Annotated in this window: 24 protein-coding genes; 3 read left to right on the top strand and 21 right to left on the bottom strand. The window is 72.1% G+C overall.

The genetic code is table 11. The annotated features are described in order from the left end of the window. Window positions 1-13: 13 nt before the first annotated feature. From PV410_RS33375 to PV410_RS33345, 7 genes are read right to left on the bottom strand one after another with little or no spacing between them, the layout of a single operon-like run. A complete protein-coding gene (locus PV410_RS33375) occupies window positions 14-2,515 on the bottom strand; it encodes an NADH-quinone oxidoreductase subunit G (RefSeq protein ID WP_500329506.1) in 2,502 nt (833 codons plus the stop codon). Further along, on the bottom strand, window positions 2,512-3,843 hold the full coding sequence (gene nuoF / locus PV410_RS33370; RefSeq protein ID WP_500329543.1) for an NADH-quinone oxidoreductase subunit NuoF: 1,332 nt from the start codon (window positions 3,841-3,843) through the stop codon (window positions 2,512-2,514). Before nuoF ends, PV410_RS33375 begins: the two co-directional genes overlap by 4 nt. A 2-nt stretch (window positions 3,844-3,845) precedes the next feature. Next, on the bottom strand, window positions 3,846-4,673 hold the full coding sequence (nuoE, locus tag PV410_RS33365; protein ID WP_500329541.1) for an NADH-quinone oxidoreductase subunit NuoE: 828 nt from the start codon (window positions 4,671-4,673) through the stop codon (window positions 3,846-3,848). 26 nt (window positions 4,674-4,699) lie between these two features. Then, entirely contained in the window at window positions 4,700-6,034 is a 1,335-nt protein-coding gene (locus PV410_RS33360; protein WP_500329505.1) for an NADH-quinone oxidoreductase subunit D, read from the bottom strand. Further along, window positions 6,031-6,768, bottom strand: coding sequence for an NADH-quinone oxidoreductase subunit C (locus tag PV410_RS33355; protein ID WP_500329503.1), 738 nt, complete (start codon window positions 6,766-6,768; stop codon window positions 6,031-6,033). Before PV410_RS33355 ends, PV410_RS33360 begins: the two co-directional genes overlap by 4 nt. Further along, window positions 6,765-7,319 (bottom strand): NuoB/complex I 20 kDa subunit family protein, encoded by a 555-nt coding sequence (locus tag PV410_RS33350; protein WP_018558792.1) that lies wholly within the window; start codon window positions 7,317-7,319, stop codon window positions 6,765-6,767. The genes PV410_RS33355 and PV410_RS33350 overlap by 4 nt, the downstream gene beginning before the upstream one ends. A gap of 15 nt (window positions 7,320-7,334) precedes the next feature. After that, window positions 7,335-7,694 (bottom strand): NADH-quinone oxidoreductase subunit A, encoded by a 360-nt coding sequence (locus tag PV410_RS33345; protein WP_089226370.1) that lies wholly within the window; start codon window positions 7,692-7,694, stop codon window positions 7,335-7,337. A 555-nt stretch (window positions 7,695-8,249) separates the two neighbouring features. On the opposite strand from PV410_RS33345, the gene PV410_RS33340 reads away from it, so the two are divergent. Beyond that, window positions 8,250-9,032, top strand: a complete 783-nt coding sequence (locus tag PV410_RS33340; RefSeq protein ID WP_500329501.1) for a C40 family peptidase — start codon at window positions 8,250-8,252, stop codon at window positions 9,030-9,032. A gap of 316 nt (window positions 9,033-9,348) precedes the next feature. On the opposite strand, the gene PV410_RS33335 is transcribed toward PV410_RS33340, so the two are convergent. From PV410_RS33335 to PV410_RS33295, 9 genes are all read right to left on the bottom strand, one after another. Next, window positions 9,349-9,732 carry a hypothetical protein gene (locus PV410_RS33335; RefSeq protein WP_500329500.1) on the bottom strand — a complete coding sequence of 128 codons (384 nt, stop codon included), beginning with the start codon at window positions 9,730-9,732 and terminating at the stop codon, window positions 9,349-9,351. Between the two features lie 303 nt (window positions 9,733-10,035). Further along, window positions 10,036-10,395: a DUF4180 domain-containing protein gene (locus tag PV410_RS33330; RefSeq protein ID WP_500329499.1), complete on the bottom strand. Its 360-nt coding sequence runs from the start codon at window positions 10,393-10,395 to the stop codon at window positions 10,036-10,038. Then, the gene (locus PV410_RS33325; protein ID WP_500329497.1) at window positions 10,388-10,852 is read right to left on the bottom strand and encodes a helix-turn-helix domain-containing protein; all 465 of its coding nucleotides are present in this window, start codon (window positions 10,850-10,852) and stop codon (window positions 10,388-10,390) included. The genes PV410_RS33330 and PV410_RS33325 overlap by 8 nt, the downstream gene beginning before the upstream one ends. A 129-nt stretch (window positions 10,853-10,981) precedes the next feature. Then, window positions 10,982-12,271 carry a geranylgeranyl reductase family protein gene (locus PV410_RS33320; RefSeq protein ID WP_499513331.1) on the bottom strand — a complete coding sequence of 430 codons (1,290 nt, stop codon included), beginning with the start codon at window positions 12,269-12,271 and terminating at the stop codon, window positions 10,982-10,984. A gap of 134 nt (window positions 12,272-12,405) precedes the next feature. Then, window positions 12,406-13,095 (bottom strand): class I SAM-dependent methyltransferase, encoded by a 690-nt coding sequence (locus PV410_RS33315; RefSeq protein ID WP_499513330.1) that lies wholly within the window; start codon window positions 13,093-13,095, stop codon window positions 12,406-12,408. Window positions 13,096-13,177: 82 nt separating this feature from the next. Then, complete coding sequence (locus PV410_RS33310; RefSeq protein WP_500329495.1) at window positions 13,178-13,582, bottom strand: imidazolonepropionase-like domain-containing protein; 405 nt, start codon at window positions 13,580-13,582, stop codon at window positions 13,178-13,180. Window positions 13,583-13,590: 8 nt separating this feature from the next. Next, the gene (gene mqnC, locus PV410_RS33305) at window positions 13,591-14,790 is read right to left on the bottom strand and encodes a cyclic dehypoxanthinyl futalosine synthase (protein WP_500329493.1); all 1,200 of its coding nucleotides are present in this window, start codon (window positions 14,788-14,790) and stop codon (window positions 13,591-13,593) included. A 53-nt stretch (window positions 14,791-14,843) separates the two neighbouring features. Continuing rightward, complete coding sequence (locus PV410_RS33300; RefSeq protein WP_500329491.1) at window positions 14,844-16,514, bottom strand: serine/threonine-protein kinase; 1,671 nt, start codon at window positions 16,512-16,514, stop codon at window positions 14,844-14,846. A gap of 143 nt (window positions 16,515-16,657) precedes the next feature. Further along, a complete protein-coding gene (locus PV410_RS33295; protein ID WP_500329490.1) occupies window positions 16,658-17,530 on the bottom strand; it encodes a menaquinone biosynthetic enzyme MqnA/MqnD family protein in 873 nt (290 codons plus the stop codon). Window positions 17,531-17,836: 306 nt separating this feature from the next. Between PV410_RS33295 and PV410_RS33290 the strand changes: the two genes are divergently transcribed. Then, window positions 17,837-18,040, top strand: a complete 204-nt coding sequence (locus PV410_RS33290) for a cold-shock protein (protein WP_354796699.1) — start codon at window positions 17,837-17,839, stop codon at window positions 18,038-18,040. Between the two features lie 549 nt (window positions 18,041-18,589). Further along, a complete protein-coding gene (locus PV410_RS33285) occupies window positions 18,590-19,441 on the top strand; it encodes a MaoC/PaaZ C-terminal domain-containing protein (protein ID WP_500329489.1) in 852 nt (283 codons plus the stop codon). A gap of 155 nt (window positions 19,442-19,596) precedes the next feature. Here the strand turns inward: PV410_RS33285 and PV410_RS33280 are convergent, their stop codons facing one another. The 5 genes from PV410_RS33280 to PV410_RS33260 form a co-directional block, all read right to left on the bottom strand. After that, window positions 19,597-19,929, bottom strand: coding sequence for a DUF4229 domain-containing protein (locus PV410_RS33280; RefSeq protein WP_499513323.1), 333 nt, complete (start codon window positions 19,927-19,929; stop codon window positions 19,597-19,599). Window positions 19,930-20,005: 76 nt separating this feature from the next. After that, entirely contained in the window at window positions 20,006-20,524 is a 519-nt protein-coding gene (locus PV410_RS33275) for a GNAT family N-acetyltransferase (protein WP_500329487.1), read from the bottom strand. Window positions 20,525-20,683: 159 nt separating this feature from the next. Further along, on the bottom strand, window positions 20,684-21,847 hold the full coding sequence (gene mqnE / locus PV410_RS33270; protein WP_499516908.1) for an aminofutalosine synthase MqnE: 1,164 nt from the start codon (window positions 21,845-21,847) through the stop codon (window positions 20,684-20,686). 47 nt (window positions 21,848-21,894) lie between these two features. Beyond that, window positions 21,895-22,350, bottom strand: a complete 456-nt coding sequence (locus tag PV410_RS33265) for an Lrp/AsnC family transcriptional regulator (RefSeq protein WP_499513321.1) — start codon at window positions 22,348-22,350, stop codon at window positions 21,895-21,897. 81 nt (window positions 22,351-22,431) lie between these two features. Next, window positions 22,432-23,121, bottom strand: coding sequence for a UbiX family flavin prenyltransferase (locus tag PV410_RS33260; protein WP_499513320.1), 690 nt, complete (start codon window positions 23,119-23,121; stop codon window positions 22,432-22,434). Between the last annotated feature and the right edge of the window lie 22 nt (window positions 23,122-23,143).

Here is a 23,143-nt window from a genome sequence, read left to right as displayed (position 1 = left end):
GTCGTCAGTCCCGTCACGGGGTCACCTCCGGTGCGGCAGCGGCGTCCACGGCGGCCGGGGCGATCCGGACGACCTGGCCCGGCAGGGCGCCGGTGTCCGAGACGACTCCCCCGCCGGCCGAGTTGAGGGGCACCCACACGACCCGGTCGGCCATCGCCGTCACCTGCAGCGGCAGCCGGACCGAGCCCAGCGGGCCGGTCACCTCCATCAGCTCGCCCTCGGCGACGCCGATCTCCTGAGCGGTCGTCGCCGAGAGGCGGGCGACCGCCGGGTGGCGGGTGCCGGCGAGGGCCTCGTCACCCTGTTGCAGCAGGCCCCGGTCGAGCAGCAGCCGGTGGCCCGCGAGGACCGCCTCGCCACTGCCGGGCTTCGGCAGTGGCCGGCCGGTCTCCTGCGGCGCCTCGGCGCGCGGGCCCTCGTACGGGGCGAGCCGGGACAGCTCGGCGCGGGCCGAGCGGACGTCGGCGAGGCCCAGGGAGACGTCCATCGCGTCGGCCAGCATGGTCAGCACCCGGGCGTCCGGGTACTGGTGGCGCTGGACCTGCTGGGCCGGCTTGATCGCGGCCTCGAAGAGCCGTACCCGGCCTTCCCAGTTGAGGAAGGTTCCGGCCTTCTCGGCGACCGCGGCGACCGGCAGGACGACGTCGGCGCGGTCGGTGACCTCGCCGGGTCGCTGCTCCAGGCTGACCACGAAGCCCGCCGCGTCCAGGGCCGCGCGGGCCCGGGCCGGGTCGGGCAGGTCGGCCGGCTCGACGCCGCCGACCAGCAGTGCACCGAGCTCGCCGCTCGCCGCCGCCTCCAGGATCCGGCCGGTGTCGCGGCCGTGGCGGGACGGGAGCGTGGTCACGCCCCAGACCCCGGCGACCTCGTCGCGGGCCCGCGGGTCGGTGACCGGACGGCCGCCGGGCAGCAGCCCGGGCAGGGCACCCGCCTCGACGGCACCGCGCTCGCCCGCGCGGCGCGGGATCCACGCCAGCCGCGCGCCGGACGCCTGGGCGAACCGCACGACCGCGGTCAGCGCGCCGGGGACGGCCGCCAGCCGCTCGCCGACCAGGACGACCGCGCCCTCGGCGCGCAGCGCCTCGTGGGCGGTCAGGCCGTTGCCGTCCAGGCCGACGCCACTGGCCAGGGCGTCCAGCCACTCGGTCTCGGTACCGGGCGCGGCGGGCAGCAGGGTGCCGCCCGCCTTCTCCAGCCCGCGCGTGGCGAACGGCGCCAGCGCGAAGGTGCGCTGCTTGTGCTTGCGCCAGGCCTTGCGCAGCCGCAGGAAGACGCCGGGCGCCTCCTCCTCGGCCTCCAGTCCGGCCAGCAGGACGGCGGGGGCCTTCTCCAGCAGGGTGTAGGTGACGCCGTCGCCGGACAGGTCCCGGCCGCGGCCCGCCACGACGGCCGCCAGGAAGTCGGCCTCCTCCGCGGAGTGGGCGCGGGCCCGGAAGTCGACGTCGTTGGTGTCGAGGGCGACGCGGGCGAACTTGGCGTAGGCGTACGCGTCCTCGACGGTGAGCCGGCCACCGGTCAGCACGCCGGTGCGGCCGCGGGCCGCCGCGAGTCCGCGGGCCGCGGCCTCCAGGGCCTCGGGCCAGCTCGCGGGCTCCAGTTCACCGCTGTCGGCGTTGCGGACCAGCGGGGTGGTGAGCCGCTCGGGGCGCTGCGCGTAGCGGAACCCGAAGCGGCCCTTGTCGCAGATCCACTCCTCGTTGACCTCGGGGTCGTCCTGCGCGAGCCGGCGCATGACCTTGCCGCGCCGGTGGTCGGTGCGGGTGGCGCAGCCGCCCGCGCAGTGCTCGCACACGCTCGGCGAGGAGACCAGGTCGAAGGGCCGGGAGCGGAAGCGGTAGGCCGCCGAGGTCAGGGCGCCGACCGGGCAGATCTGGATGGTGTTGCCGGAGAAGTACGACTGGAAGGGGTCGCCCTCACCGATGCCGACCTGCTGCAGCGCGCCGCGCTCCACCAGCTCGATCATCGGGTCGCCGGCGATCTGCTGCGAGAAGCGGGTGCAGCGCGCGCACAGCACGCAGCGCTCGCGGTCCAGCAGCACCTGGGTGGAGATCGGGACCGGCTTCTCGTAGGTCCGCTTGCGGCCCTCGAAGCGGGTGTCGACCTGCCCGGCGGACATCGCCTGGTTCTGCAGCGGGCACTCGCCGCCCTTGTCGCAGACGGGGCAGTCCAGCGGGTGGTTGATGAGCAGCAGCTCCATCACCCCGCGCTGGGCCTTGTCCGCGACGTCGGAGGTGAGCTGGGTCCTGACGACCATCCCGTCGGTGCAGGTGATGGTGCAGGACGCCATCGGCTTGCGCTGGCCCTCGACCTCGACGATGCACTGGCGGCAGGCGCCCGCGGGGTCGAGGAGGGGGTGGTCGCAGAAGCGCGGGATCTCGATGCCGATCAGTTCGGCGGCACGGATCACCAAGGTGCCCTTGGGCACGGAGATCTCGACCCCGTCGATGCTGACGGACACCAGGTCCTCGGGCGGCACCGCCGCCTCACCGGAGGCGGCGTTGGTCGTGACGGTCACGCGTTCACCTCCAGGTGAGACTTGTCGGCCCAGACCGTGGACTTGGACGGGTCGAAGGGGCAGCCGCGGCCCTCCAGGTGCTCCACGTACTCGTCGCGGAAGTACTGGAGGGAGGAGAAGATCGGGCTGGCCGCTCCGTCGCCGAGGGCGCAGAAGGACTTGCCGTTGATGTTGTCGGCGATGTCGGCGAGCTTGTCGAGGTCCGCCAACGTGCCGGCCCCGCTTTCGATGTCCCGCAGCAACTGGACGAGCCAGTAGGTGCCCTCGCGGCAGGGGGTGCACTTGCCGCAGGACTCGTGGGCGTAGAACTCGGTCCAGCGCGTGACGGCCCGCACCACGCAGGTCGTCTCGTCGAAGCACTGCAGCGCCTTGGTGCCGAGCATGGAGCCCGCGGCGCCGACGCCCTCGTAGTCCAGCGGGACGTCGAGGTGCTCGTCGGTGAACATCGGCGTCGAGGAGCCGCCCGGGGTCCAGAACTTCAGCCGGTGGCCGGGCCGCATGCCGCCGCTGAGGTTCAGCAGCTGGCGCAGCGTGACGCCCAGCGGGGCCTCGTACTGGCCGGGGTTGGCGACGTGGCCACTGAGCGAGTACAGCGTGAAGCCCGGGGACTTCTCGCTGCCCATCGAGCGGAACCAGTCCTTGCCCTTGAGCAGGATCGACGGCACCGACGCGATGGACTCGACGTTGTTGACCACCGTCGGGCAGGCGTACAGGCCCTCGACCGCCGGGAAGGGCGGGCGCAGCCGGGGCTGGCCGCGGCGTCCCTCCAGGGAGTCCAGCAGCGCGGTCTCCTCACCGCAGATGTACGCGCCGGCGCCGGCGTGCACGGTCAGCTCCAGGTCGAAGCCGCTGCCGAGGATGTCCTTGCCGAGGAGTCCGGCCTCGTACGCCTCGGCCACCGCGTGGTGCAGCCGCCGCAGCACGGGGACGACCTCGCCGCGCAGGTAGATGAAGGCGTGGTTCGAGCGGATCGCGTGGCAGGCGATCACCATGCCCTCGATGAGCGAGTGCGGGTTGGCGAAGAGCAGCGGGATGTCCTTGCAGGTGCCGGGCTCCGACTCGTCCGCGTTGACGACGAGGTAGTGCGGCTTGCCGTCGCCCTGCGGGATGAACTGCCACTTCATCCCGGTGGGGAAGCCCGCGCCGCCGCGGCCGCGCAGGCCGGACTCCTTGACGAGGGCGATCACGTCGTCCGGGGGCAGGGCCAGCGCCTTGCGCAGGCCCTCGTAGCCCTCGTGGCGGCGGTACGTGTCGAGGGTCCAGGACTGCGGATCGTCCCAGAAGGCCGAGAGAACGGGTGCCAGCACCTTCTCCGCCGAGTCGACCATGGTCACCGGTCCTCCTCACCTTCCGTCGGGCGCTCCTGCGTGACCGGTCCCGCCGGGTGCTCCGGGTCGGAGACCGCGGAGTCCAACGGAGCGTCGTGGGAGCTGGGGTGGGCCGGGGGCGTCTCGTCCTGCGGCGGGGCGGAGGTCTGCCGGGGCACGCCGGCCCCGGAGCCCGGCAGCGACTCGCCGCGGGCGAGCCGCAGGCCCGCCAGCGAGGCGGGGCCGGCGCCGCCGCTCGCCTCGACGGCGCCGGGGCGCTCGTCGGGGAACCCGGCGAGGATCCGCGACGTCTCCTTGTACGTGCACAGCGGAGCGCCGCGGGTGGGTTCGACGGTGCGGCCGGCGCGGAGGTCGTCGACGAGCCGCTTGGCCGACGCGGGGTCCTGGTTGTCGAAGAACTCCCAGTTGACCATCACCACGGGGGCGAAGTCACACGCCGCGTTGCACTCGATGTGCTCCAGCGTGATCTTGCCGTCGTCGGTGGTCTCGCCGTTCCCGACGCCGAGGTGCTGCTTGAGCTCGTCGAAGATCGCGTCGCCGCCCATGACCGCGCACAGGGTGTTGGTGCAGACCCCGACCTGGTACTCGCCGGAGGGCCCCCGCCGGTACATCGAGTAGAAGGTGGCCACCGCGGTGACCTCGGCCGTGGTCAGCCCCAGCTGTTCGGCGCAGAAGCGCACCCCGGTGCGGGAGACGTAGCCCTCCTCCGCCTGCACCAGGTGCAGCAGCGGCAGCAGGGCGCTGCGGCTGCCGGGGTAGCGCGCGATGACCTCCGCCGCGTCCGCGTCCAGTTGTTGCCGTACGTCGGCCGGGTAGTCCGGCGCGGGCATCGCGGGGATGCCGAGTGATACCTCAGTCACCGGTCGACGCCTCCCATCACGGGGTCGATGGACGCCACCGCGACGATGACGTCGGCGACCTGGCCGCCCTCGCACATCGCGGCCATGGTCTGCAGGTTGGTGAAGGACGGGTCGCGGAAGTGGACGCGGAAGGGGCGGGTGCCCCCGTCGCTGACCACGTGGACGCCGAGTTCGCCCTTGGACGACTCGACGGCGACGTACGCCTGGCCGGCCGGGACCCGGAAGCCCTCGGTCACCAGCTTGAAGTGGTGGATCAGGGCCTCCATGGAGGTGCCCATGATCTTCTTGATGTGGTCGAGCGAGTTGCCGAGCCCGTCCGGGCCGAGCGCGAGCTGCGCGGGCCAGGCGATCTTCTTGTCGGCGACCATGACCGGGCCGGGCTGCAGCCGGTCCAGGCACTGCTCGACGATGTCCAGCGACTGCCGCATCTCCTCCAGGCGGAGCAGGAACCGCCCGTAGGAGTCGCAGGTGTCGACGGTCGGGACCTCGAACTCGTAGGTCTCGTAACCGCAGTACGGCTGGGACTTGCGCAGGTCGTGCGGCAGGCCCGTGGAGCGCAGGATCGGGCCGGTGGCGCCGAGCGCCATGCAGCCGGCCAGGTCCAGGTAACCCACGTCCTGCATGCGGGCCTTGAAGATCGGGTTGCCGGTGGCGAGCTTGTCGTACTCGGGGAGGTTCTTGCGGAACTTCTTCACGAACTCGCGGACCTGGTCCACGGCGCCGGGCGGCAGGTCCTGGGCGAGGCCGCCGGGGCGGATGTACGCGTGGTTCATCCGCAGGCCGGTGATCAGCTCGAAGACGTCCAGGATCATCTCGCGGTCACGGAACCCGTAGATCATGATCGTGGTGGCGCCGAGCTCCATGCCGCCGGTGGCGATGGCCACCAGGTGCGAGGAGATGCGGTTGAGCTCCATCAGCATCACGCGGATGACCGAGGCGCGGTCCGGGACCGCGTCGGTGATGCCGAGCAACTTCTCCACCGCCAGGCAGTACGCCGTCTCGTTGAAGAACGGCGTGAGGTAGTCCATGCGCGTCACGAACGTGGACCCCTGGGTCCAGGTCCGGAACTCCATGTTCTTCTCGATGCCGGTGTGGAGGTAGCCGATGCCGCAGCGGGCCTCGGTGACCGTCTCGCCGTCGATCTCGAGGATCAGCCGGAGCACGCCGTGGGTCGACGGGTGCTGCGGGCCCATGTTGACGACGATGCGCTCGTCGTCGGCCTTGCCGACGGTCTCGGACAGCTCGTCCCAGTCGCCGCCGGTGACCGTGAAGACCCGGCCCTCGGTGGTCTCCCGCTCCGATGCCTGCCGGGGTGCGTGGTGAGTGCTCACGAGTACGACCTCCGCTGGTCCGGAGCAGGGATCTGGGCGCCCTTGTACTCGACGGGGATGCCGCCGAGGGGGTAGTCCTTGCGCTGCGGGTGGCCCTGCCAGTCGTCCGGCATCATGATCCGCATCAGCGCGGGGTGGCCGTCGAAGACGATCCCGAAGAAGTCGTAGGTCTCGCGCTCGTGCCAGTCGTTGGTCGGGTAGACCCCGACGAGCGACGGGACGTGCCGGTCCGCGTCGGAGACGCTCACCTCCACCCGGATCAGCCGGTTGTGGGTGATCGAGCGCAGGTGGTACACGGCGTGCAGCTCGCGGCCCTTGTCCTCGGGGAAGTGGACGCCGCTCACGCCCGTGCAGAGCTCGAAGCGCAGCGCGGGGTCGTCGCGCAGGGTCCTGGCCACCAGCGGGAGGTGCTCGCGCGCGACGTGGAAGGTGATCTCGCCGCGGTCCACGACGACCTTCTCGATCGCGTTGTCCGGGACGAGCCCCTGCTCCTCGAGGGCGCCCTCGAGCTCGTCGGCGACGTCGTCGAACCAGCCGCCGTACGGCCGGCTCGCCGCCCCGGGCAGTCGCACGGTGCGCACCAGGCCGCCGTACCCGGAGGTGTCGCCGCCGTTGCGGGCACCGAACATGCCGCGCTGGACGCGGATCGCCTCCCCGTGGTCGCCGCGCTGGCCGGGCAGCCCGGCCGCGTTGACGTCCTTGTCCGGGTTCGGGGTGTCCGGGGAATCCGTCATCGGAGGAGCCCCTTCATCTCAATCGTCGGCAGCGCCTTCAGCGCCGCTTCCTCCGCCTCGCGCGCGGCCTCTTCGCGGTTCACGCCGAGCTTGCTGTGCTGGATCTTCTGGTGGAGCTTGAGAATCGCGTCCATCAGCATTTCGGGACGGGGCGGACATCCAGGGAGATAAATGTCAACAGGCACCACATGGTCAACACCCTGCACAATGGCGTAGTTGTTGAACATCCCGCCGCTCGATGCGCAGACCCCCATCGAGATCACCCACTTGGGATTCGGCATCTGGTCGTAGACCTGGCGCAGGACGGGGGCCATCTTCTGGCTCACCCGGCCGGCCACGATCATCAGGTCCGCCTGGCGCGGGGACCCGCGGAAGACCTCCATGCCGAAACGGGCCAGGTCGTACCGCCCGGCCCCGGTCGTCATCATCTCGATGGCGCAGCACGCGAGGCCGAACGTGGCCGGGAAGACCGAGGCCTTCCGGACCCAGCCGGCCGCCGCCTCGACGGAGGTGAGCAGGAAGCCGCTCGGCAACTTCTCTTCAATACCCATGGCTATTCTCCGCCCCTAGTCCCATTCCAGGCCGCCGCGACGCCAGACGTAGGCGTAGGCGACGAAGACGGTGAGCACGAAGAGGAGCATCTCGACGAGCCCGAAGACCCCGAGGGCGTCGAACGTGACGGCCCAGGGGTAAAGGAAGACGATCTCGATGTCGAAGACGATGAAGAGCATCGCCGTCAGGTAGTACTTGATCGGGAAACGGCCGCCCCCGGCTGGCTGCGGAGTCGGCTCGATGCCGCACTCATACGCCTCCAACTTGGCCCGGTTGTACCGTTTCGGGCCGATGATGGAGGCCATGACCACGGAGAAGATCGCGAAGCCGGCCCCGAGGCCGCCCAGCACGAGGATGGGCGCGTAGGCATTCACGTCCCCGCTCCTTCCAGTCGACGATGACTGATGACGGACCGTGCCCGGACGTGCACCCCGCGCCACCTAGATCGTCTCCATGTGAGGCAGTTCACAAGCCCAGACTGCCCGCATCCTATGCCTCCTGGTCTGTGATCTGCGACACGGGGTTCACTCTGACCTTTGTGATCTCCGACACCAGTCGAACGATCATGAACGGGGATGAGCGGTGATCTTCTCACTCAGTAATCCCAAACGATCACCAGAAGTCACATTTTCCTGCGTTTCCGCTGGTAAACAGGGGTGCCGCACTATCAGGCGCCGACGATCGAAGGCAAATTGGAGCTGGACCGGGGGACGTGATAGCGCCCTGCCCCTCCTGCGGGTGAGCCGCGAAACACCCCGCTGACGGCGGCCGGAGGCACGTGAACGCGCGCACGAGGATATGGAGTTGAATGTCCAGAACGTCCCGAATAAGGAAGATCGAAAAAGGGACAATACCACTGCTCGACAGCCAACTGTGGCGCATCACACTTTTGTTGAACGGAACCGACCGGGCCTGATACCCAAGTCTTCATGTCCCTTCAGACCTCGCATATACGCCGCCGGCGACGCGCCGCGCAGAGCCCCAACTGGGTGCGCCGCGCAGGAGTCGCCGGCGGCGTCATCGGAACGCTCGCCCTGACCGGAATGTCGTCTTCGGCGAACGCCGAGCCCTCGGCCGCCGACCCGGCGACCACGGGGAGCATCCCCGTCATCCCCGCCCTCTCCACCACCGCCACCGCCGCGGAGGCCGCTGACGCCATCGACGAGACCGTCGTCGAGCAGCAGCTGGACGCCGCCCGTGCGGAGGCCCGCACCGAGGCCATGAAGGCCGCCCAGAAGAAGAAGGCCGCCGCCGACGCGCGCGACCGCGCCGCGGCCAAGGCCGCCAAGGCGCGCGAGACCGCGACCGCGTCGCGCTCCGCGGGACGCACCGCGCTGGCCTCCTCCTCCAGCGCGACGGGCAGCGTCGCCTCCGTCATAGGCTTCCTGAAGGCCCAGGTCGGCAAGCCGTACGTCTACGGCGCCACGGGCCCCAGCGCGTACGACTGCTCCGGTCTCACCCAGGCCGCCTTCCGCACCATCGGCGTCGATCTCCCGCGCACCTCGCAGGCGCAGTCGACCTTCGGCACCCAGATCTCCGTGAGCGCGGTCCAGCCGGGCGACCTCGTCTTCTGGGGCGGAGTCGGCTCCGCCTACCACGTGGCCGTCTACATCGGCGGCGGGCAGTACCTGGACGCGGCGAACCCGAGCAAGGGCGTCGTCATCCAGCAGATGTCCAACTACATGCCGACGTCCGCCGTACGCGTGCTCTGATCACGCGCCCCGTCCCCACGGAGGCCGCCGGCCCGCACCGGGCCGGCGGCCTCCTCCGTTCCGCCCCCGTGCGGTGCTCCGCGCCCCGGACAGGACCCACGCACCTGTGCGCCGGACCACCCGGCGCCCTCCTCCCGCCGCCGCGAGGGGGAGCCGCCGCACCGCGCCCGGCGGCGGGCGGCCGCATACGAAAGTCCGGCCCCGCCGCAAGGAGACGTACCGCACACGGGGCCGGACGACCGGGGAGCCCCGGACGGGGCTCACGGGCCGGAGCCCGGCTCCGCCGTGGCGGCGGACCGGGCTCCGAACGCCGGGTTCATCGACGGTGGCAGTCACGGCCCCCGCTGTGCCAGACCCTGACCCATTGGCCCGGCGTGCGGACCCACTTGACGCGGCCGTGGCTGGACACCCGCACCAGGCGTCCGGGACGGTACTCCAGCTTCCAGGAACCCTGCCCGATCGAGCACTGCCCCTGCCGGTCGCCCCGCCGGTCGTCGTCGCGCCGACCGTCGCCCCGGCGGTCGTCGTCGCGGCGGTCGTCACCCCGGCGGTCATCGCCCCGGCGGTCATCGCCCCGGCGGTCGCCCGGGCGGTGGTCCGTGGGGGCCGCCGAGGCCGGGCCGGCGGCGAGCACGCCCCCTCCGGCGAGCAGGACCGATGCGGCCGCGGCGGCCAGGACCTGGTGTATGCGCGTGCTCATGACTGCACCCTTCTCTTGATCACGGATCCCCGAGCAGTGATCAAAAGTATGAGCACAACGCCTCAAATCCCGCATTTCGGGCGCGAGCTGACTCCGGGGCAGACCCATCTGACATCGATGTCAACGACATCGATGTCAAAGGATCGGCGACCTGCCCGGCCCACGCCCCTTCCCGCCGGCCGGCGTCAACCGGGCCCGGCGACGGCGGAGTTCGCCGGTCCCGCCCGGCGGGCCGCGGCGCCGGCCGGGACGACGGGCGTCCTGACGCGGGGAGTTCGCCCCCGGGGGCGGGCCGGTGCCCGGTCAGCCGAGGCGGGCGTCGAGCGCCTCGAGGTCGTCGACGAACCAGGTGCGGTCGCCGCGGTTGCACTCGCGGACCAGGTCGCGAAAGGCCGTACTGGCCGCGGTGTACGCGGAGACGTCACCCACGATGGCGAGCCGGATGCGGTAGTTGACGAACTTCTGCAGGAGCTCCCCCGCCAGCCCGGTGCGCAGGGCGAAGAACCGCTCGTCGAACCGGCCGACGGGCACGGCCACCACCTCCGCCCGGGAGAAGGCGGATCCGATCACGTCGAGCGCGTCCTGGACGCCGGAGATCCTCGCGCCCTCCTCGCCGCAGACGAGGACGGGCACGCCCCCTCGCTCGGTCACCACGTCAGCCACGGCCCGCCTCCGGGTCCTCGGTGCGCTCCTCCGGGAACATGTCGTTCTCCCCTCCCAGGACGCCGTCGACGGTGCGCAGGACGTCCGCCGTCGCCGCGGCGCCGCCGAGCACCACGACCTTCAGCCGCGAGCGCTCGTCGTCGTACGCCGTCCGGACCCGGGCCAACTCGTGGGGTTCCCGCGCCATCTGGGCACCGGCCACGAGCAGGGTGCTCAGACGGTCCGCTGCGGAGGGCCCGATGCCGTCGACCTCGACGATGGCCGAGACCTCCACCCGGTGCCGGGCGGCTGCGGCCGGCGCACCGGTGAGGGCGTCCAGGTCGGCCCGGGCGACGCGGTACTGCTTGCCGATGCGCACGGCCTTCAGCCGGCCGTCGCGGATGTAGCCGCGGACCGTGCGCACGTGCAGGCCGAGCCGGTCCGCGACCTGCTCGACGGACAACCACTCCCTCTCCATAAGTACGCATCCTACCCTGTGAAGGGAACGATAGGGATGTTTGCCTGTCCCCTCTCACGATGTGACGGCAGCAAAAAGCCGCGCCGGCCCGTACGGCACGGGCCGGCGCGGCGAGCGGATGCCGGGGCGTCAGGAGCGCGGCGCCACCTTCGACAGCCCGTTGATCACACGGTCCATCGCGTCGCCGCCCGACGGGTCGGTGAGGTTCGCCAGCAGCTTCAGCGTGAAGCGCATCAGCATCGGGTGCGTCAGGCCGCGCTGGGTCGCCAGCTTCATGACCTTCGGGTTGCCGATCAGCTTCACGAAGGCCCGGCCGAGCGTGTAGTAGCCGCCGTAGGTGTCCTTGAGGATCCGCGGGTACGACTGGAGCGCCAGCTCCCGCTGGGCCGCGGTGCCGCGCGCGTGCGCCTGGACGATGACGTCGGCGGCGATCTGGCCGGACTCCATCGCGTAGGCGATGCCCTCGCCGTTGAACGGGTTGACCAGGCCGCCCGCGTCGCCGACCAGCAGCAGGCCCTTGGTGTAGTGCGGCTGGCGGTTGAAGGCCATCGGGAGCGCCGCGCCGCGGATCGGCCCGGTCATGTTCTCCTCGGTGTAGCCCCACTCCTCGGGCATCGAGGCGCACCAGGCCTTCAGCACCTCGCGCCAGTCCAGCTCCTTGAAGGAGGCGGAGGTGTTGAGGACGCCCAGGCCCACGTTGGAGGTGCCGTCGCCCATGCCGAAGATCCAGCCGTAGCCGGGCAGCAGCCGCGGGTCGCCCGGGACGCGCCGGTCCCACAGCTCCAGCCAGGACTCCAGGTAGTCGTCGTCGTGCCGCGGCGAGGTGAAGTACGTGCGGACGGCCACGCCCATCGGGCGGTCCTCACGGCGGTGGAGGCCCATCTGGAGGGAGAGCCGGGTGGAGTTGCCGTCGGCGGCGACCACCAGCGGCGCGTGGAAGGTGACCGGGGTCTTCTCCTCGCCCAGCTTGGCCTCGACGCCCGTGATCCGGCCGGTGCGCTCGTCCCGGATCGGGGCGCCCACGTTGCAGCGCTCGTACAGCCGGGCGCCGGCCTTCTGCGCCTGGCCGGCGAGGAGTTCGTCGAAGTCCTCGCGCTTGCGCACGAGCCCGTAGTCCGGGAACGAGGCCAGGTCCGGCCAGTCCAGCTGCAGCCGGACCCCGCCGCCGATGATGCGCAGGCCCTTGTTGCGCAGCCAGCCGGCCTCCTCGGAGATGTCGATGCCCATCGCGACCAGTTGCTTGGTCGCCCGGGGCGTCAGGCCGTCGCCGCACACCTTCTCGCGCGGGAAGGCGGTCTTCTCCAGCAGCAGGACGTCGAGTCCCGCCTTCGCCAGGTAGTAGGCCGTCGTCGAACCGGCGGGCCCGGCACCCACGACGATCACATCGGCGCTGCGTTCCGAAGCGGCGGTCTCGGTCACGGTGCTCCTCGCTGCTCTGGGCCGATGCGGCCTGTCTGCGACCAGCCGGCGGCGGCCGGACCGGACCCGTGCAGTCTATGTGGCCGCTTTCGCGCGCGGGCCGGGCGCCCCCGGCTTGGAGGCCGCGCGGCCTCTCAACGCACCGCGCGGTGCAGTGCCACGATGCCGCCCGACAGGTTGCGCCACGCGACCTTCGACCAGCCGGCCTTCTGCAGTCGCGCGGCGAGGCCGGGCTGGTCGGGCCAGGCCCTGATGGACTCGGCGAGGTAGACGTACGCGTCGGGGTTGCTGCTGACCGCGCGGGCGACCGGCGGCAGCGCCCGCATCAGGTACTCGGTGTAGACCGTGCGGAACGGCGCCCAGGTGGGGTGGCTGAACTCGCAGATGACGACCCGGCCGCCGGGGCGGGTGACCCGCAGCATCTCGCGCAGCGCGGCGTCGGTGTCGTGGACGTTGCGCAGCGCGAAGGAGATGGTGACGGCGTCGAAGACCCCGTCGGCGAACGGCAGCCTGGTCGCGTCGCCCGCGGTGAGCGGGAGGAAGGGGTGGCGGCGCTTGCCCTCCCGCAGCATGCCCAGGGAGAAGTCGCAGGGCACCACGTGGGCGCCCGCCTCGGCGAAGGGCAGGGAGGAGGTGCCCGTGCCGGCGCCCAGGTCCAGCACGCGCTCGCCGGGACGGACGGCGAGGGCCTGTGCGACGACCTTGCGCCAGCGGCGGTCCTGGCCGAGCGACAGCACGTCGTTGGTCAGGTCGTAGTTGGCCGCGACGTCGTCGAACATCGCGGCGACTTCGTGCGGCTGCTTGTCCAGGGAGGCTCGGGTCACGCCCCCCATTGTTCACCCGGTGGCCCCGGGTCCCGCGCAGGGGCCCTGGCTACCGCCACGGGAGGCCGGGCGCGCGGGCCGGTCAGGCCCTGCGGTGCAGGAGCCGGCCGCCGACGACGGTGGCGAGGCAGGCGCCCCGCCCGTCGAAGACGGCGAAGTCCGCCCGGACGCCCGGTTCCAGGGGCGGGGCCTGGCGGGCCGGCAGCAGCCCGCTGCGGTCCAGGGCGGAGCGCAGCGCGGGGTCGGCCGGGGCGGTGGCGACGGCGGTGACCCCGCGCAGCAGCAGTGCGTGCACGCGTTCGCGCGGGGTGGGCGCCTGCGGGAGCCCGCCCTCGTGGGTCAGGCCCGGACGCAGCGCTCCCGGCCAGCTCCGGACACGGGCGCCCGGGTGGGCCGCCCGTAGCGCGTCGAGCGGGCCGACGGCGGCGACGAGGCCGCCGTCCACCAGCAGGGCCGTGCCGTCGGTCCCGGAATGGATCGTCAGCATCGGCGGCGTCAGGAGGTGCTGAGCAGCTTCAGCTCCGGGTGCGCCGTGCCGCCCTCGATGGCGGTCGACGACAGGTGGGAGACCACGTGGTCGTCGACCGGGTCGTTCGCGGGGTCGTCGTGGACGACGAGGTGCTCGTAGGTGGTGGCACGCTGGGCGGGGACCCGGCCGGCGGCGCGGATCAGGTGGATCAGCTCCATGCGGTTGGAGCGGTGCTTGGCGCCGGCCGAGGAGACCACGTTCTCCTCCAGCATCACCGAGCCGAGGTCGTCGGCTCCGTAGTGCAGCGACAGCTGGCCGACCTCCTTGCCGGTGGTGAGCCAGGAGCCCTGGATGTGGGCGACGTTGTCCAGGAAGATCCGCGCGATGGCGATCATCCGCAGGTACTCGAAGAGCGTGGCCTGCGTGCGGCCCTTCAGGTGGTTGTTCTCCGGCTGGTAGGTGTACGGGATGAAGGCGCGGAAGCCGCCCGTACGGTCCTGGACGTCACGGATCATGCGCAGGTGCTCGATGCGCTCGGCGTTGGTCTCGCCGGTGCCCATGAGCATCGTGGAGGTCGACTCGACGCCGAGGTTGTGCGCGGCCTCCATGATCTCCAGCCAGCGCTCGCCGCTCTCCTTCAGCGGGGCGATCGCCTTGCGCGGCCGGGCCGGCAGCAGTTCGGCGCCGGCGCCCGCGAAGGAGTCCAGGCCCGCGGCGTGGATGCGGGTGATGGCCTCCTCCACCGGCACCTTGGAGATGCGGGCCATGTGCTCGACCTCGGAGGCGCCGAGGGAGTGGATGACCAGCTGCGGGAAGGCCTGCTTGATGGCGCTGAAGTGCTTCTCGTAGTACTCGACGCCGTAGTCGGGGTGGTGGCCGCCCTGGAACATGATCTGGGTGCCGCCGAGTTCGACGGTCTCCGCGCAGCGGCGCAGGATGTCGTCGAGGTCGCGCGTCCAGCCCTTGGCGGTGTCCTTGGGCGGGGCGTAGAAGGCGCAGAACTTGCACGCCGTCACGCAGACGTTGGTGTAGTTGATGTTGCGCTCGATGATGTACGTCGCGATGTGCTCGGTGCCGGCGTAGCGGCGGCGGCGTACGGCGTCGGCGGCGGCGCCGAGGGCGTGCAGGGGCGCGGAACGGTAGAGGTCGAGCGCCTCCTCGGGCGTGATGCGGCCGCCGTCGGCCGCACGGTCGAGGACGGACTGCAGGTCGGCGTTCTCGCTCACCGGGGCATCCCTTCCGAGGGTCGTGACGGACTCGCCCAGCCTACGCCAGGGGGTCAGCCGCCCTGCTTCCTGAGGTCCCCTTCCGGCTGACCGGCCAGGGAGTCGCCCGAGCGGTAGTGCAGCGAGCCGTCCGCGTTGAGCGTGAACCGCTCGTCCGCCGAGCCGTCCGAGCAGACCCCGGGATGCGGGTTGGTGCCGCCGCTGGTGTCGAGCACGACGCTCTTGCGCGTGGCCTCGGCGAGCTTCCAGTCGCCGCTGCAGTCGTAGGACTGGCCGAGCAGGTCCAGCACGCTCTTGTCGCGCCCGACGACCGCGCCGACCTTGCCCTCGCGGAGGGTGATCTCCATCGTCCCCGGCACGCCGTGGGCGGTGACGGTGTCGCCCTTCCACGTGCCGACGAAGGCCTTGGGGAGTGCGTCCAGCCGCGGTTCCGAGGACGTGGCCGAGGACGTGGCCGAGGACGTGGCCGAGGACGCCGTCGGGGACCCGGAGCCCGCGCTCCGCGAGGGGGTGCGCTCACCGCCCTTGGCCTGGTCCGCGTCGTCGCCGAGCCCCGGCAGCACGAGTGCCAGGGTCACGGCGGCCGCGGCCAGCAGGATCGCCGTCGCGGCCAGCGCGGCGGCGCGGCCGCGCCGCCGGCCCGGGCCGGGGGCGGGCGGGGGCGTGGCGGCGAACGGCGGCGCGTCCTGGGGCGCGGTCAGCGAGGGCGGCGGCCCGAACGACCCGTACGAGGGGTGCGAACCGTATGAGCCGTAACCGCCGCCCGGTCCCCCGGCGGCCGCGGCAGGGGCGCCGCCGACCGGGCCGTTCGTACCCGGGGGCGGGGTCGGTTCGAGGTCGAGCAGCTCGACGGCCTGCCGCCCCAGGCGCTCCGTCAGCGGGGACGGCAGCCAGCCGGCCCGCACCAGTGAGGCGGCGTCGCCGCCGGCCGTCAGCAGTTCGGCGAGCCGGCGGGGCGTCGGGCGCACCGAGGGGTCCTTGGCGAGGCAGGACTCCGCGATCCGGCGCAACTCATCGGGCACGCCGTCGAGTTCGGGCTCCTCGTGGGCGACCTTGTAGAGCAGGACGGCCGCGCTGTCCCCGGTGAAGGGGCCGCGGCCGGTCGCGGCGAAGGCCAGCACCGCGCCGAGGGCGAAGATGTCGGCTGCGGGGCCGGTGGGTCTGCCGGTGACCTGCTCGGGGGCCATGTAGCCGGGCGAGCCGACGACGACCCCCTTGCTGGTCAGCGCGGCCGTGGCGTCCATGGCGCGGGCGATGCCGAAGTCGATCAGCACGGGACCGTCGAGCGAGAGCAGCACGTTGGACGGTTTGATGTCGCGGTGCACCAGCCCCCGTTCGTGCACGGCCTCCAGCGCCTCGGCGAGTCCGGCGCCCAGCGCCCGTACGCCCTGCGGCGCCAGCGGCCCGAAGGTGGCGACCGCCTCGGACAGGGCGGGACCGGCGACGTAGCGGGTGGCCACCCACGGCACCGGCGAGTCGGTGTCGGCGTCGAGCACCGGCGCGCTCCACGCACCGCCGACCCGGCGCGCCGCGTCGACCTCGCGCTGGAACCGGGTGCGGAACTCCAGGTCGTCCGCGAGCTCCGAGCGCACCACCTTCACGGCCACCGTCCGGCCGCCGGGGCTGCGCCCCAGGTAGACCCTGCCCATCCCGCCGGCCCCCAGCCGGCCGAGGAGGCGGTACGGGCCGATCGCCGGGGGGTCGTTCGCTTGCAGGGGCTGCATCTGCGCGCCTCTCGCCGGTGCGGAAGGTCAGTGGAGTTGTACCCGTGGCAGTCGTGGTCACCCCAGCCGGGGCCGTCGCCGATCGTAGTGCGCCCGCGGGCGCCGGGCCCGGGCCGGCGGCGGGCTGCCGCCGGCCGTGCGGATCAGCCCCCGGGGCGCAGCAGTTCGACCCGCGCCTGCGCCGGGAAGCCCACCCGGCGGGCGAACTCGGCGATGCCGGTGAGCTGCTCGGGGCCGAGCGAGAAATCCAGGGTGGTGAAGTAGCGCTGGAGGGTGCCGGCGTCGAAGGCCTCCCAGCGGGCGGCCTGTTCGGCGACCTTCTCCACCTCCTCCATGCTCAGGTCGCGGGAGGCCAGGAAGGCCTGGTGCACCTCGTGCACCACGGCGGGGAGCGCCTCCAGGTAGTCGCGGCGGGCGGCCCAGACGGCGAAGACGAAGGGCAGTCCGGTCCACTCCTTCCACATCAGCCCGAGGTCGTGGACCTCCAGGCCGAGCCGCGGCGCGTCGTGCAGCGAGGCGCGCAGCGCCGCGTCCCCGATCAGGACGGCCGCCTCGGCCTCCTGCATCATCAGCGAGAGGTCGGGCGGGCACGTGTAGTACTCGGGTTCGACCCCGTACTGCTCGGCGAGCAGCAACTGGGCCAGGCGGACCGAGGTGCGGCTGGTGGAGCCGAGGGCGACCCGGGAGCCGTCCAGCGCGCCCAGCGGCACCTGGCTCACGATCACGCAGGACATCACCGGCCCGTCGCAGCCGACGGCGATGTCCGGGAGCGCGATCAGCTCGTCGGCGTTCCGGAGGTACTCCATGAGGGTGATCGGGCCGACGTCCAGGTCGCCGGAGACGAGCTGGGCGCTGAGCTTCTCGGGCGTGTCCTTGGTCAGCTCCAGGTCGAGCAGGGCACCCGTTCGGGCGAGCCCCCAGTAAAGGGGCACGCAGTTCAGGAACTGGATGTGCCCGACGCGGGGCCGGGCCCGGCGCACACCACCGGCGGAGGGATGAGGCGCAGATTTGTCCACATCAGGAGGCTAGACCCCCGCCCCCGGGATCTTGCGGCGGGTACCGTCCTCCCGCGCCGGGCCATCGGATTCCGGCAGCGCGTCCACGCCGCGTTCGCGCGTCCCGCGGCACGGCTGAAAACCGATCTTGTCGCTCTTCCCCGCCGCAGATGCTCCGTGCTACTGTCGTCGCAAGTTGCAGTTTGGTTTCCCTTGCAGTACAGAGCCTGCGGAGCATGTGACCGCGGGCTTTTGTAGTTTTCAGACTTCTTGCAGTGCGCAGGGCAGGTTCTGGAGCAGGGCAACCCTTTGGCCCAAGGAGGGCTTATGGCTACCGGAACCGTCAAGTGGTTCAACGCCGAGAAGGGCTTCGGCTTCATCGCCCAGGACGGCGGCGGCCCCGATGTCTTCGTCCACTACTCGGCGATCAACGCCTCCGGCTTCCGTTCGCTGGAGGAGAACCAGGCGGTGACCTTCGACGTCACGCAGGGTCCGAAGGGCCCGCAGGCCGAGAACGTCTCCCCCGCCTGATCGCGGACTGACACGTAGTACCCAACGAGCAGTACCCAAGGAGCCCCGCACCGTCGTGCGGGGCTCCTGCCTATGCGGGGTCCCGGTCGGGACGCGGCGTAAAGCACCTCGATCTCCTGTGCGAATTCGGGGACGACGACCGCACGGCGCAGTTCCATGGACGCGGTGGGACGGTCCGACCGCTCCGTGAATTCGGCGCGGAGCACGGCGTAACGGCGCAGGAACTCGGCGCGGTGAACGGTGGAATGCGTAGCGTCCACGGCCGGCTGGAGGCCGGCCGGCAGTTCGACGTCGGAGACCAGGGCGCCCGGGCGGGCTCCGGCCCTGCGGCGCATCCGCTCTCGGTGCCCCAGTCGGGGCCGTCATGGCTGTTACTTCCGGTAACCTTACGTGCAGGTAAATCCACCTCCGCGTCAGGGGAAGGCCGAGGGCCGATCACCGGTCGCGTTCCGCGGGCACGGGCACCGGTCGTCCGCCGGGCGCCTGACCCGCCGTCCGTCCGCCCCCGACCGCCGACCGACCGCCCACCGACCCGCGCGGGAACCCACGATGCCCCTGCTCCTCACCCTCGCCCGAGGCGTACTGACCGGCCTCGGCAAGCACCCGGCCGCCGACGCGCCGCTGCCCGCCGGTCACGTGACCGCGCCGGGCGTCCGGGTGGACCCCCGGCGGCTCGCCGCGTACGCCGAGGTGTGCGGCTTCCCCCCTGCGGAACGGCTCCCGCTGACCTACCCGCACGTCCTCGGCTTCCCGCTCGCCGCCCGGCTGATGGCCCGGCGGAGCTTCCCGCTGCCGTTGCTCGGCCTCGTGCACACGTGGATCGAGATCGTCCAGCGGCGCCCGCTGCTGCCCGGCGACCGCCCCGACATCACCGTGCACGCCGAGGAGTTGCGCGCCCACCGGCGGGGCGTGGAGGTCGTGCTCGTCACCGGGGCGTCCGTCGGCGGGGAGGTCGTCTGGCGCGACCGCAGCGGCTACCTCGCACGGACCCGCGCGGGCGGTACGGGAGGCGGGGCCCCGGGCGGCGGCACCACGGCCGCCGAGGGGGCGGAACTGCCGGCCGTGGCGCAGTGGCACCTCCCTGCCGGCCTCGGGCGCCGGCACGCCGCCGTGTCGGGCGACTGGAACCCGATCCACGTCCATCCGCTGACCGCGCGGCCGCTCGGCTTCCCCCGCGCCATCGCCCACGGGATGTGGACGGTCGCGCGCTGCGCCGCCGAGGCCGTGCCCGAGGACGCCGAAACGGTCACCCTGCGGGCCGAGTTCAAGGCCCCCGTCCTGCTGCCCGCCACCGTCACCTACGCGGCTTCGGCCCCGGACCCCTCCCGTCCGGGCAAGGGAAGGACCTTCGCCGTCCGCTCCGCGGACCGGATCCATCTCACCGGGACCGTCGGACCCTAGGGTCCGGGCGAGCGCGGGCGCGGGTGAGCGGGGCGGCAGCTTCGCGCGGGGCGTCCACCTCGGCCGCGAAGGGCTCGCCGGTGGTGCGCGCCTGACAATAGGGGACGGCCCAGCCGCTCGGTGGCCGGCGGTGTGCGTCCCGGCCCCCGGGTGTGTCAGCCGCGCTGCGCCGCCGCGCGTGAGGCGTCGTCCGCCTCGTCCTCCTGGGAGGCGCTGGCGGCGAGGTTGGCCTTCGTGCGCTCCACGCGCGCGGCGACCTGCACGGAGGCCTCCTCGCGCACCCCGCGCAGCACGACGAAGCTGAGCGGCGCGCTGATCACCAGCGCGAGCAGCATCACCCACAGCAGGTTGGAGTCGCCGAGCCCGGCGGGCAGCACGTGGACGTAGACCAGGCCCCAGATGGCCAGGAAGCAGGCCGCGAACAGGCCGAGACGCATCAGGGAGTAGCGCAGCATGGGGCTCGGCTTCCAGCTCACGGTCGTAGCCACTTCCTTCGTTTCCCTCGTTCCGGCCTGCGGGAGGTACCGGACGTACCCGTATCAGTGAAGCACGGGCCCGGAAGGGTCAGGTCAGCGGGAGCCACATCGTGATGTCGTCACGGTCGTCACCTACGGCGACACGTATCGCCGCGGGGACACGCCCGACCTCCTTGTAGCCGGCCGAGGCGTAGAAGCGCTCCAGACCCATGCCGCCGCGGCAGGTGAGCTTCAGCCCCTCCAGTCCGAGGTCGCGGGCGGACCGCTCCGCCGCCTGCAGCAACTCCGCGCCGTTCCCGCGGCCCTGCAGGGACGGGTCGACCATCACGGTGTACAGCCAGGCCCAGTGCCTCATCAGGCGGTGGGTGTTGAAGGTGAGGAAGGCCGAGGCGGCCAGCCGGTCGCCGTCGAAACCGGCGATCATGCGCGCCCTGCCCCCGGACAGTGCCGCGTAGTGCCGTTCCGCCTCGAGGGCCACGTCGGCCCGGGACACGGGCGCGACGAAGCCGACGGCGCCGCCAGCGTTGGAGACGTCGGTCCACAGGGAGACGAGCTGTTCCCGCAGTTCGGGGGTGAGCTCGGGGTCGAGGGTGAAGCGCAGTGCCATGGCGCACACCCTAGGCATCGGGGCTGACACCGATCGACGGGCGTCCGGCCGCCGGACGACATCGGGGTGAAGGGGAGCCCTCGAAGCCCCCGCGTGCGTTCCGGGGGCCGGGAAATGTGCGCTGGGCGTGCGCCGTCGCGCGACGGCGCACGCCTGGGCTCACAGGCGCATCGGCTGCGGCGACTCGCGGCGCGCCGCGTCGGGACCCGGGTACTCACGGATGATCTCGTAGCGGGTGTTGCGCTCCACCGGACGGAAGCCGGCGTCCTGGATGAGCTCCAGCAGGTCGTCACGGGTGAGCTTGTTGGGCGTGCCGTAGTTGTCGGCGTCGTGCGTGATCTTGTACTCGACGACCGAGCCGTCCATGTCGTCCGCGCCGTGCTGCAGCGCGAGCTGGGCGGTCTGCACACCGTGCATGACCCAGAACACCTTCACGTGCGGCACGTTGTCGAACAGCAGCCGGGAGACCGCGAAGGTCTTCAGCGCCTCGGCGCCGCTGGCCATCGTGGTGCGCGCCTGGAGGGTGTTGCGGACCTTGCCGTCCTTCAGGTCCACGAAGTCGTGCTGGTAGCGCAGCGGGATGAAGACCTGGAAGCCGCCGGTCTCGTCCTGCAGCTCGCGCAGCCGCAGCACGTGGTCCACCCGGTGCCGGGGCTCCTCGATGTGCCCGTACAGCATGGTGCACGGGGTCTTGAGGCCCTTCTCGTGCGCCAGCCGGTGGATGCGCGACCAGTCCTCCCAGTGGGTGCGGTGGTCGACGATGTGCTGCCGCACCTCCCAGTCGAAGATCTCGGCGCCGCCGCCGGTCAGCGACTCCAGGCCCGCCTCGATGAGCTCGTCCAGGATCTCGCTCGCGCTCATCCCGGAGATCGTCTCGAAGTGGTGGATCTCGGTGGCGGTGAAGGCCTTCAGGGAGACGTCCGGCAGCGCCTCCTTGAGCGCCTTCAGCGAGCGCGGGTAGTAGCGCCACGGCAGCGTCGGGTGGAGGCCGTTGACGATGTGGAGCTCGGTGAGGTTCTCGCCCTCCATCTCCTTCGCCAGCCGGACGGCCTCCTCGATGCGCATCGTGTAGGCGTCCTTCTCCCCCGGCTTGCGCTGGAAGGAGCAGTACGCGCAGGAGGCGGTGCAGACGTTGGTCATGTTGAGGTGACGGTTGACGTTGAAGTGGACGACGTCACCGTTCTTCCGCGTCCGCACGTGGTGGGCGAGGCCGCCCAGCCAGGCCAGATCGTCGGACTCGTAGAGGGCGATGCCGTCCTCGCGGGTCAGCCGCTCACCCGCGTAGACCTTCTCCTCCAGCTCGCGCTTGAGCCCCGCGTCCATCGCCCGCCTCGCCTTCACCATCCGTAGTCGACCGTCCGACCTTACGCCTAGATGCTCTCGGGAAGTTCCCCGACCCGGTTCTCCCACTTCGTGGAGAGCACGATGGTGGTGCGGGTCCGGGCGACGCCCTTGGTGCCGGACAGCCGGCGGATGGTGTGCTCCAGGCCGTCCACGTCGGGGACGCGCACCTTGAGCATGTACGAGTCGTCGCCGGCGATGAACCAGCAGTCCTCGATCTCGTCCAGGTCGCGCAGCCGGGTCGCCACGTCCTCGTGGTCGGCGGCGTCGCTGAGCTGCAGGCCCACCAGCGCGGTGACCCCGAGGCCCAGTGCCGCGGGGCGGATCGTGGCGCGGTAGCCGGTGATGACACCGGCCTGCTCCAGCCGGTTGATCCGGTCGGTGACGCTCGGTCCGGACAGGCCCACCAGCCGGCCCAGCTCGGCGTACGAGGCCCGGCCGTTCTCACGGAGGGCCTGGATGAGCTGCCTGTCCACCGCGTCCATCAGACTGGACCCCTTCATTCGTGCCGCGACTGCGCTGTCAGGACAAGAATCTAAGGCATGAACGGGGATGTGCCCTGCGCATCAATCCGCAGCAGCCCCGTCGACCCCGGCCCCGGCGGCCCCCAGCTCGCCCTCCCAGCGGCGGTACAGCTTGTGCGGCACCCGCACGGCGTCCAGCGCGCGGCCGGCGACGAAGTCGACCAGGTCCTGGATGTCCCTGGCCCCGGCGTAGAAGGCGGGGGAGGCCGGCAGCACCACGGCGCCCGCCTCGTCCAGGGCGACCAGGTGCCTCAGGGTCTGCCCGCCCAGCGGCGTCTCCCGTACCGCGACCACCAGGGGCCGGCGCTCCTTCAGGGTGACGCTCGCCACCCGCTGCAGCAGGTCCTTGGAGAGCCCGAGGGCGACGCCCGCCACGCAGGCCGTGCTCGCCGGCACGATCAGCATCCCCTTGACCGGGTACGAACCCGAGCTCGGCCCGGCCGCGAGGTCCCCGGCGGACCAGTACCGCACCCGGCTCAGATCGGTCTCGAACCGGTCCGGGGTGCCGTCCGCGCCGCGGGCCAGCCAGCGGGCCAGGTCCTCGCGCCAGTGGGCGTCCCGGAAAGGCGCCCCGGTCTCGTCCAGGACGGTGAGCCGGGCGGCCCGGCTGACCACCAGGTCCACCGCCTCGCCGGCGTGCAGCAGCGCCCGCAGCACCGCCGCGGCGTACGGCGTCCCGGAAGCCCCGGAGACCCCGACCACCCACGGTGTCCCGCGCTCGCTGTCGTCCATGCCGCGAGCCTATCCGGCCACC

This window comes from Streptomyces sp. PA03-5A (assembly GCF_033792725.1).
In the GTDB taxonomy this organism is placed as follows: domain Bacteria; phylum Actinomycetota; class Actinomycetes; order Streptomycetales; family Streptomycetaceae; genus Actinacidiphila.
This window is presented reverse-complemented; position numbering and strand designations above follow the sequence as displayed.

Coding starts and splice junctions, on each gene's coding strand:
- PV410_RS33300 (WP_500329491.1), bottom strand. CDS start 16,514: ATGCAGCCCCTGCAAGCGAACGACCCCCCGGCGATCGGCCCGTACCGC.
- PV410_RS33290 (WP_354796699.1), top strand. CDS start 17,837: ATGGCTACCGGAACCGTCAAGTGGTTCAACGCCGAGAAGGGCTTCGGC.
- PV410_RS33355 (WP_500329503.1), bottom strand. CDS start 6,768: ATGACGGATTCCCCGGACACCCCGAACCCGGACAAGGACGTCAACGCG.
- mqnE (WP_499516908.1), bottom strand. CDS start 21,847: ATGGACGCGGGGCTCAAGCGCGAGCTGGAGGAGAAGGTCTACGCGGGT.
- PV410_RS33350 (WP_018558792.1), bottom strand. CDS start 7,319: ATGGGTATTGAAGAGAAGTTGCCGAGCGGCTTCCTGCTCACCTCCGTC.
- PV410_RS33310 (WP_500329495.1), bottom strand. CDS start 13,582: ATGCTGACGATCCATTCCGGGACCGACGGCACGGCCCTGCTGGTGGAC.
- PV410_RS33275 (WP_500329487.1), bottom strand. CDS start 20,524: ATGGCACTGCGCTTCACCCTCGACCCCGAGCTCACCCCCGAACTGCGG.
- PV410_RS33335 (WP_500329500.1), bottom strand. CDS start 9,732: ATGAGCACGCGCATACACCAGGTCCTGGCCGCCGCGGCCGCATCGGTC.
- nuoF (WP_500329543.1), bottom strand. CDS start 3,843: ATGGTCGACTCGGCGGAGAAGGTGCTGGCACCCGTTCTCTCGGCCTTC.
- PV410_RS33340 (WP_500329501.1), top strand. CDS start 8,250: ATGTCCCTTCAGACCTCGCATATACGCCGCCGGCGACGCGCCGCGCAG.
- PV410_RS33265 (WP_499513321.1), bottom strand. CDS start 22,350: ATGGACGCGGTGGACAGGCAGCTCATCCAGGCCCTCCGTGAGAACGGC.
- PV410_RS33285 (WP_500329489.1), top strand. CDS start 18,590: ATGCCCCTGCTCCTCACCCTCGCCCGAGGCGTACTGACCGGCCTCGGC.
- PV410_RS33325 (WP_500329497.1), bottom strand. CDS start 10,852: ATGGAGAGGGAGTGGTTGTCCGTCGAGCAGGTCGCGGACCGGCTCGGC.
- PV410_RS33260 (WP_499513320.1), bottom strand. CDS start 23,121: ATGGACGACAGCGAGCGCGGGACACCGTGGGTGGTCGGGGTCTCCGGG.
- nuoE (WP_500329541.1), bottom strand. CDS start 4,673: ATGCCCGCGCCGGACTACCCGGCCGACGTACGGCAACAACTGGACGCG.